6 protein-coding genes are annotated in these 8,997 nt (G+C 52.5%); 1 reads left to right on the forward strand and 5 read right to left on the reverse strand.

Going from position 1 to position 8,997, the window contains the following annotated elements:
• Window positions 1–87 precede the first annotated feature (87 nt).
• The 4 genes from ACR1XY_RS20815 to ACR1XY_RS20830 all read right to left on the reverse strand — a co-directional run bounded on the left by ACR1XY_RS20815 (window position 88) and on the right by ACR1XY_RS20830 (window position 6,716).
• Window positions 88–1,857, reverse strand: a complete 1,770-nt coding sequence (locus ACR1XY_RS20815) for an adenylate/guanylate cyclase domain-containing protein (protein ID WP_480596057.1) — start codon at window positions 1,855–1,857, stop codon at window positions 88–90.
• 580 nt (window positions 1,858–2,437) lie between these two features.
• Window positions 2,438–3,736 carry a dicarboxylate/amino acid:cation symporter gene (locus tag ACR1XY_RS20820; protein ID WP_353010870.1) on the reverse strand — a complete coding sequence of 433 codons (1,299 nt, stop codon included), beginning with the start codon at window positions 3,734–3,736 and terminating at the stop codon, window positions 2,438–2,440.
• 152 nt (window positions 3,737–3,888) lie between these two features.
• The gene (gene cuyB, locus ACR1XY_RS20825; RefSeq protein ID WP_480562929.1) at window positions 3,889–5,322 is read right to left on the reverse strand and encodes a cysteate racemase; all 1,434 of its coding nucleotides are present in this window, start codon (window positions 5,320–5,322) and stop codon (window positions 3,889–3,891) included.
• Window positions 5,319–6,716, reverse strand: a complete 1,398-nt coding sequence (locus tag ACR1XY_RS20830) for an aspartate ammonia-lyase (protein WP_480562928.1) — start codon at window positions 6,714–6,716, stop codon at window positions 5,319–5,321. Before ACR1XY_RS20830 ends, cuyB begins: the two co-directional genes overlap by 4 nt.
• A 184-nt stretch (window positions 6,717–6,900) precedes the next feature.
• Here ACR1XY_RS20830 and ACR1XY_RS20835 point away from each other — a divergent pair, with 184 nt between their 5' ends.
• Entirely contained in the window at window positions 6,901–7,797 is an 897-nt protein-coding gene (locus ACR1XY_RS20835; protein WP_480562927.1) for a LysR family transcriptional regulator, read from the forward strand.
• A gap of 8 nt (window positions 7,798–7,805) precedes the next feature.
• Here the strand turns inward: ACR1XY_RS20835 and ACR1XY_RS20840 are convergent, their stop codons facing one another.
• Entirely contained in the window at window positions 7,806–8,732 is a 927-nt protein-coding gene (locus tag ACR1XY_RS20840; protein WP_480596060.1) for a LysR substrate-binding domain-containing protein, read from the reverse strand.
• Window positions 8,733–8,997: the final 265 nt, after the last annotated feature.

Below are 8,997 nucleotides of genomic sequence, written 5' to 3' on the forward strand. Positions count from 1 at the left end.
CAGCCATTGGCTGCGCGGGGTAACCTCTGGTTCTGTAAAGAAACAAGAAGCGGTCACTCAAGAATTATCCGCCGACCAACGCGGAATCTAAGTAAGGTTGCAACCCGACTTCACAATCCCATCAATCAGAAGGGCATTGTGCTTGGGTTGGCGGTAAAGAGAGAGGCGCCCAGAAACGATACTGTCCAAAAAAGTTGGTGCGAAACTGGCCAATGCCTCGGCATGGACAATTCCATCATCTGGCCGACCAAGATGGGCCGCACTGGCAATTAGCAAAGCCCGCCGAATTGGAGCTCGCGGGGTGAATTGTACAGCAAGTTTGCCCCACTCCTGAACCTTTTCGAAATCTCCTTCTGCGAAATGAGATTGAGCCAAAGCAAGATATGCATCGCCGACCCAGACATCTGCGTCTCTCGGGGACAGGCGCAGCGCTAGCTTTGCATGCATTTTTGCTTCATCGGTACGCCCAACAAGAGACTCGTGCCAGGCCATAAAAAAAATGTTCAGCGCGAAATTCGGATTGAGTTCGAACGCACGTTGAAAATCCGCGGTCGCCTCATCATAGGCCTGCTGGAAATGCCTGATCATGCCCCGAATTGTAAGGGCGCGAGGATCCAATCGATCGCGCTGGAACAAAGCATCGGCAGCTTTTTGAGCCAGTTTCAGCATGTCTTCAGGTTTCTCATCGACCTGAAAGAGATAGCGCATCGTGTGTGCGTAAGCCTGAATCCAATGCGCCAGCGCATTGCGAGGGTCAATATCCAGGGCTCGCTGTGCCGTGGTCACAACAGCTTCGTATCCCTCGTTACTCGAAAAACCGCCTTCATGGAAAAGCGCCATTGCTCTAAGCGCAAGATCGTAGGAACTGAACTGAATGTTTCGCTCTCTACTGGCCCGTTCGAGCTCGGCCTGAGTTATTTGCGGTGCAATAGCGCCAACCACGCTGCTGGTGATCTCATCCTGCAATTCAAATATATCTTCAACGCTACGGTCGTAGCGTTCTGCCCAAATGTGTGTGCCTGTCTCGCACTCGATTAACTGAGCTGTGATGCGCACACGGTTCGCAGCACGTCGGAGGCTTCCCTCCAACATGTAGCGGACCGAAAGTTCGCGCGCGATATCGTTATGAGTTATCGTTTTATTCTTAAACGAAAAAGATGAGTTTCGCGCGATCACGAATAGTTCGGGAAACCTGGAAAGCTCGGTAATTACGTCCTCGCCGACACCATCGCAAAAATACTCCTGCTCCGGGTCTGCTGACATATTCTGAAATGGCAGCACTGCGATCGAAGGTTTGTCGGAAGAAAACTTCCCCGTTAGCGACAGAGTGGATTCAGCTTTGTCAAACGGACTGATCTTGTAACAGCGCAAAGCTTCGGGAATGTTCTTCAATTCCAGTTCGCCTAAGTCAACAAATGAAAGATCAGTCTTTCCCCGCGCGTGGCGATATACGTCGTCGGACACTATTACGCCACCTGGTTCTGCGAGAGCTTCCAGTCGAGAGGCGACATTTATCCCGTCGCCATAGATATCATCCTCGCCAAGGATCACGTCGCCGACGTGAAGACCAATTCGAAAGTCAATTCTACTTTTACTAGGCACGTCCGCGTTCGCTGTAGTCAGGGAATTTTGTATGGCCACTGCGGCTTCTACCGCGTTCACGACACTGTCGAAAATCACAAGTAGACCATCACCTGTAAGTTTGACAATTTCACCACTAAAGCGACTTATTTCGGGTTCGAAATACAGCCGACGGCGGATTCTCAGTTGTTCGACTGTCCCCGGTTCGTCGGCTGCCATTAACCGCGAGTATCCGACCATATCAGCGGCGAGAATTGCTGCAAGCCTGCGTGCCATCGAAAACCTTCATTGGTAATTTGTTGTCGGGACTAAATCATACAATTGTCCCGATACCTAAAGTTTCAGACGTCGGGCACACCATAGCAGAAAATTTTGACCACTCTGAACTCGAAGCAGCCGTTCGAGACGGACTTAGGGAATGACCGCAACGCGGACAAACTCGACCTTGGTTTTTGAGTCTTTGCTGTTGCGGCATCTGTTCGCACGCGCAGCAGGTATTTCGTTGTGACGCGGCGCAGTCGCCAAACCAGCCATTAGTAGGCGTCGATCTCGCCTGAACTCTGACCGTACATGCGCCGTTGCTTGATCCGATAACACTGGAACAGACAAAACCGCCATCTCGCTCAAGCGGCTATTGTTGGAACAGAAATCTCTTGAAGTTGCAGAGCGCGTATTACTGAGGCGCAACTTGCACCGTCGCCAACGCAATTCAAAGGTAAGGCTTGTCTGGTTTAGGTATTAGAACCGTGCTTCTCAATCCAAGCTATTGAAACGAAGCTTACATGAAGCAGCTAATCAACAATAAAAAAACAGCCACCCCTATTTGGGGTGACTGAAGTTGGGGGAGATTTGCGATCTATGCTTTAGAAAGATCAGGTGCCGCCAAGACATGCGGCGTATTATATGCTTCGAGGTCCAGTTGATCTTCGGACTTGGCGATTAGAACGGTGCACGCCGCGTCCCCTGTAACATTGAGCGATGTACGCGCCATGTCGAGGATACGGTCGATACCCGCAACGATTGCAACGCCTTCCAGCGGCAGCCCAACCGATGTCAGAACCAGCGACAGCATGACAAGGCCAGCGCCGGGAACGCCGGCGGTTCCGATCGAGGCAAGAGTCGATGTCAGGATGATCGTGATGTATTCTGACATGCCCAAGTCAACGCCGAACGCCTGCGCGACAAAGAGTGCAGCAACACCTTGATACATCGCCGTGCCGTCCATGTTGATGGTCGCACCAAGAGGAAGCGTGAAGCTGGCAACCGAACGATTTACACCCAGGTTTTTCTGAACTGCGGTCATGGTGACCGGCAGCGTTCCCGAGGAAGACGTGCTGGTAAAGGCCACGATCTGAGGTTCAACGATGCCCTGGAAGAAGCGTACCGGGTTCAGACGGCCAAGGAATGTAACCAGACCACCATAGACGAACAATGCGTGTAGAATGCAGCCAATGTACAGTGCCGCAATGATCGTACCCAAAGGAAGAAGAAGATCCAGACCGTAGGTGCCTGCAACCCAAGCCATCAGGGCGAAAACACCGTAGGGTGCAAACGATATGACGATTTCCGTCAGCTTGAGGATGACTGAATTCAGGGCTTCAAAGAAATCCCGGATCGGTTTTCCCGCGTCCCCAACAAGGTTGATAGACAGGCCGAACATGATGGCGAAGAAAATGATCTGCAGCACTTTACCATCAGCCGCTGCCGCAATTGGGTTTTTGGGCACGATCGCGATAAGCTGATCAATGAATGGTGGTGCAGTTTTTGCTTCCATCGCAGCGGCGGCGCCTAGGTCGATGCCTACACCAGGCTGGAAAAGTGTCCCGAGAACAAGCCCGATGGCAATCGCGAACGCAGTTGTGCAGAGATAGAAGACGACCGATTTAAGGCCGATCCTGCCCATGCGCGCCATGTCGCTGACCGAGGTCATACCGCAAACCAGCGACACAAAGATCAACGGTACGATCAGCATTTTGATCAGCGAAAGGAACAATGTCCCGATGTACTTGATTGTTGTTGCAAACTGTTCGTTGCCGGTTGTGTTTAAAATGACACCGACGATGACCCCAAGAACAAGGGCGATAACGATTTGCTTCCACAGAAGCAGGTTTCTCCAGGGCGCGAGAAACCCTGTTTTTTGATTTGCGGTTTCCATGATTACCTCCCTTTCCACTGGGCAGTCGGTATGTCGAACTGCGAGCAATCATGTTTTCTTTAACAGCCTAGTGATCGACCTTAGGTCCCAAATGGAGAAATGGCGTTGCAAATTTTGCAACGCCATTTCCAAACCGTCAAAAGCGCTTGAATTTACGTACTCGCTAATTGCGCGCATTTGCGGGCGAGCACATCAGTAGGATCGACTGGTAATGCGGCCAGTCTCGGGTCACTGGCATCGACAATCAAAGGAAGCTCTGTGCATCCCAGAATGATTGCTTCTGCCCCATTTTCGACCAGATGCCCGAATGCCTGCGCAATCTGCTCGACACAAAGCCCGTCAGTGTATCCGGCTTTCACTCCCTGCGGCCCATAGATGGAGTCCATGACCAAAGCCTGATGGGTTTCGTCTGGCAAAATCGACTGCAGGCCAGCGTTTGAGAGCGCTTGCTGATACAGGCAGCTGTGGATGGTTCCGTTTGTTGCCAGGATGCCCACGCGGCGTGTTTCTGGCGATTGTTCGGTAATGTAGTCTGCTGTTGTGGAAAGAATGCTGACAATCGGAATATCCAAGTGCCGCTGAATGCGATCCACATAGGCATGGGCAGTGTTGCAAGGGATGGCGATCATATCAGCGCCGCCCCGTTCCAGCTTTTTACAGGTGGAATAGAGAGCCACTGTGGGATCTGTACCATTGCTGACCAGGTTCTCGGTACGATCAGGGATTTGCGGGTTTTGTTCGACCAGAACTTTGATGTGGTCCTGATCTCGCGACGCTTCGGTTGCCCCCACAAGCTTACTCATAAAATCTACAGTTGCAGCCGGCCCGACGCCGCCGACGATTCCCACTTTGAACTTGTGGTGCCGGTCGACCTTGGTTGCGTCCAATGCGTGCCGTGCATACGCAGCAGCCGTATCGACAGCGGCCATTCCTTCAGGGATCGTGAGTTGATCCAACAGCAGCGGCAACTCCGTCATGCCCGGAACAAAAACTTCCGCCCCCTGCTTTGACAGGCCGTCAAGGGCCTGATCAATCGGAGAAATAATCTCTGGCCCCCTGTTTCCTGACTTGAAGCCGCCTACACCATAGATCGCCTTCATAACACTCATTTCCAATTCAGCGGACGGGTAAATGACCGAAACGAGGTCGCCAAACAGCGCTTCGAATAGCCCGCTTTTTCGGACGAAAGGCGTTGTCAGCACTCCAATCCTTGATGGTGCAGAAGGTAATCCATCAATCGCCTCTTTGATGGCATCGGTCATGCTGATCAGCCTGATTTCAAGCTCATCCTCCAATTCCTGTAGAAAGCAATGGGTGATAAAGCACGGCAGCAACGCTGCGTGACATCCCTCGCGTTCCATTTTAGCTAGGGTGTCAAACACATACAGCTTTCGATGCGTGGGATTATAGGCGCTTTCCATTGGCGCAACGGGCTCGCGCATCGGTTTCTGTTCGAAAATCAGCTCGCGATGGTCACCTTCCGATTTGACCGGGGTCGATTCCACGATCCGATAAAGCAAATCAGCCCCCGACAGCGCACCAAGCCCACCGACGATACCAAGGCGTAGAGTTCCGGCTTGTTTCACTCGACAATACTCGCTTCGCCAAAGTTCAGATGCGACAGCGCGATCACAGCCTGTTCGCTAGGTAGCACTGGCTCAGCTGCTGCTTGCAGGCTCAGACCGTTCGCCTGAGCATGTTTTGCAAGTTTTGTTGCCGCCTCATATCCAATGATCGGCGCCAGTGCAGTGACGTGTACAAGGCTGTTTTCCAGCAGGGCCTGGCAACGCTCTTCATCTGCAACGATGCCATCCACGCACCGGGTTGAAAGGACGTTCATTGCGTTCGTTAAAGATCCCATCGTTTCCAGAACCTTGTGGATTATGACGGGCTCCATGGCGTTCAGCTGAAACTGCCCCGCCTCGGCGGCCATTGTAACGGTGAGGTCATTTCCGATCGCCTGATAGCAAACCTGATTTACGACTTCCGGGATCACGGGGTTCACTTTGCCAGGCATGATCGACGACCCGGCCTGCACCGCCGGTAGAATAATCTCACCAATTCCGGCACGCGGGCCAGACGACATCAGGCGCAGGTCGTTGCAGACCTTGGACAGTTTGATGCTGACTCTCTTGAGTGTGCCTGAGAACATAACAAATGCTCCAAGGTCAGAGGACGCTTCAATAAGATCTGCAGCGAGTGACAGGGGCTCACCCGAAATATCCCGCAGATGGGCGACGGCTGTTTCACCAAATTTAACTGGCGCGTTAATACGCGTTCCAATCGCTGTACCGCCCAAGTTTACCTCGGTCAGCAGGCGCGACAAGTCGCTTAAGCGATCCACATCTTCGTTTATTGTCGTCGCAAATCCCCGGAATTCGGCCCCTAGAGACATTGGAACAGCATCTTGCAGCTGGGTCCGTCCGACCTTCATGATGTGGTCAAACTCCGCAGCTTTTGCCATCAGAGATTTACTAAGAGAATGCATCGCTTCAATGAGCGGGCTGATCCGGGCGAGAGCTGCCAGCCGGATCGCAGTCGGGTAGACGTCATTTGTGGACTGAGAGCGGTTTACATCATCGTTTGGATGAAGGTGGCGGTATTCACCAATTTCCAGCCCTAATTTCTGTAGGGCAAGATTCGCAATAACTTCGTTGGCATTCATATTAGTGGATGTGCCTGCGCCTCCTTGCATAACGTCGACAACGAAGTGTTCGTGATGCTGACCCTCCAGGATTTCATCACAAACCGCGACGATGGCATCAGCTTTTTGGTCGGCAAGCTCTCCAAGCTGCTTGTTGGCAAGCGCGCAGGCCTTTTTGACCGCCGCCAGCCCTGTGATCAGTTCGGGATAATGACTGATCGCAACCCCCGTGATCGGGAAGTTCTCCAATGCGCGCTGGGTCTGACACCCCCATGCAGCAGCCTGCGGAATACTGATTGCACCCAGGCTGTCCGTTTCGGTTCGAGTTGTGGTCATCCAACGGCCTTTCGCTTGAAATCTTATGTGCCCGAAAAAGAGCGGTCACATCCCCGATGTGGATTGGGGTTGCTCCGCAAGCTAAGATTTCAACTGTTGCAGCGCCAACGCTATTGGCGCATCATCATTGCATAACTTGCAACAGTATATGGTCTTATGACCATGCCACCAGAAAGAACCTGACATGGAGATTGATTGGCTTGAGGATTTTCTGGCCCTTGCGACCGCCGGTGTCTTTGCAAGGGCGGCTGATGCCCGCAACATCAGTCAATCCGCCTTCACCCGGCGCATCAAGAACCTAGAGCACTGGGCTGGTACCCCATTGTTTGACAGAAGCGTTCACCCGGTAGAACTCACCGCTGCGGGCAAGGCGTTCCGACAGACCGCAATTGATACGGTAAGTGCACTGACCCTGACAAAGGATGACATCCGCAGCCTGTCGCGCCGCGAAGCCGATACACTGGACTTTGTGGCCCTGCATACACTGGCGATCTCATTCTTTCCGGCTTGGCTGGGCAAGATGACAGGCTACCTTGGCCCTGTAAAAACACGGCTGGTTGCCGAGAATTTCTCTGGTTGCGCCGAGGCTATACTCAATGGCAGCGCAGACTTCATGCTGTGTTATTCACATCCTTCTGTACCGACGATATCGGATGAAGCCCGATACCCCTCAACGACAATTGCCAAGGATAAAATTATCGCTGTCAGCGCTGTGAATTCCAGAAACGAACCTGTGTTCAGCCTGGATGAACCGGGCGAAGTACCTTACCTGTCTTACCCACCCGACACTTTCCTAGGGCGCATATCACAAGTCTGCCTGAATCGGGGCAACTTACAGGATACCCTGTCTCCGACCTATGAAAACTCTGTTGCGGAGGCGCTCAAATCGGCGTGTTTCGAAGGGCACGGCGTTACGTTTCTCCCAGAAGTATCCGTGCAACGCGAACTGGCTGAAGGCAAACTGACGAAGGTGAGCATGCCAGGTTTCGAAGTTGAGATATACGTCAAACTCTATCGTTCAATCGAACGGTCCAGACCGCAACTGGAACGGTTCTGGAGGCTCAGCCAAAAGCCACAGTAGCTCCGATCTCATAGTGCTACTTCTGCGATCTCAAAATCGACACTTGAGTTTTTGGCCAATGTCCAAAAGCGCTCGACAGCAGGGCGGCTTGTTTGCATGTTACGAAACAGCTTGATCGGCATCTGATGCTCTGCATCGGGATGGCTGATCCTCACAAGAGTTCCATCGTCAAGCTGGGATTTGATGGCCATCTCGGGAAGCCAGGCAACGCCTAGCCCCTCAAGGCATGCCGCCTTTTGCGCCTCGGCAACCGAGTTTTCGCTTTGCGTGTCCAGCCTGTCAGCCAAATCGGCCCGTTCAATCACGTCTCGGCTTAAACGGCCGAGAAAACTCTCCGAGGGGTAGGACAAAAAGGGCAGACGACCCTTCTGGTCAAAGTGAAATAGCGCTGTGCCGTCTGTATCGGCGCGGGAGACAGCAACCAGACAATCATCAGAGACCGTGATGGATGGGTACCACGAATTCTCGGTAAGTACCGCCATTGAGGCATGGTCATAGCTCAGCATGAAGTCAACGTTGCCTGCGGTCAGTGTCTCAACACAGTCTGAAAAATTATCGACGACGAAATTGGTCCTGACCGGGCCGATGGACTTGGATATTCTCCTGATCCAAGAAGGAACAAATGATATAGAGATCGTGTGCAGAACCGAAAACTTCAGCACTTCTCCGGCAACGCCTGAAAGCTGAGTCAGCTCTGCCCGAGCCTGTTGCAACGCGTTGAGTGTTTGACACGCCGTCGAACGAAATGACTCTCCTGCTGATGTCAGTACGACCGGGTGAACACTGCGGTCAAAAAGCGGAGCGCCAACCCAGTGTTCCAGATTTTTGATACGTCTTGTAAATGCAGATTGGCTGACTCTGCGGCTATGGGCGGCCTTTGCGAAAACACCCGCCGTGGCTAAGGCGAGAAAATCTTCCAGCCAATCAACTTCCATAGGTCTGCTCCATAGATCACAAGTAATTGTAACCGTTGGCAAGGGAAGGATGAGTTGCAAACATTGCAATCGTGTTGCGAAGAATACCGAATGCGTTTTGGCGTCCTTCCGTATGGACCTTGACCAAAGACGTGTATTGCGCAAAGGCCGGTACCAATTGAGCTAAGAATTCCACGAGCGTGTTGCACAAATCGTTTCCGATGCATAGCTGGTCCTTCGAATTGACTGCGGGATGCTGGGATGCCTTTCAAATTCAATGCGTCGC

The sequence above is a fragment of the Ruegeria sp. AD11(2025) genome, assembly GCF_056542405.1.

Bases quoted from the DNA above. Each gene is read 5' to 3' on its own strand.
- ACR1XY_RS20830 (WP_480562928.1), bottom strand. From the start codon at position 6,716: ATGACCACAACTCGAACCGAAACGGACAGCCTGGGTGCAATCAGTATT.
- ACR1XY_RS20835 (WP_480562927.1), top strand. From the start codon at position 6,901: ATGGAGATTGATTGGCTTGAGGATTTTCTGGCCCTTGCGACCGCCGGT.
- ACR1XY_RS20815 (WP_480596057.1), bottom strand. From the start codon at position 1,857: ATGGCACGCAGGCTTGCAGCAATTCTCGCCGCTGATATGGTCGGATAC.
- ACR1XY_RS20840 (WP_480596060.1), bottom strand. From the start codon at position 8,732: ATGGAAGTTGATTGGCTGGAAGATTTTCTCGCCTTAGCCACGGCGGGT.
- ACR1XY_RS20820 (WP_353010870.1), bottom strand. From the start codon at position 3,736: ATGGAAACCGCAAATCAAAAAACAGGGTTTCTCGCGCCCTGGAGAAAC.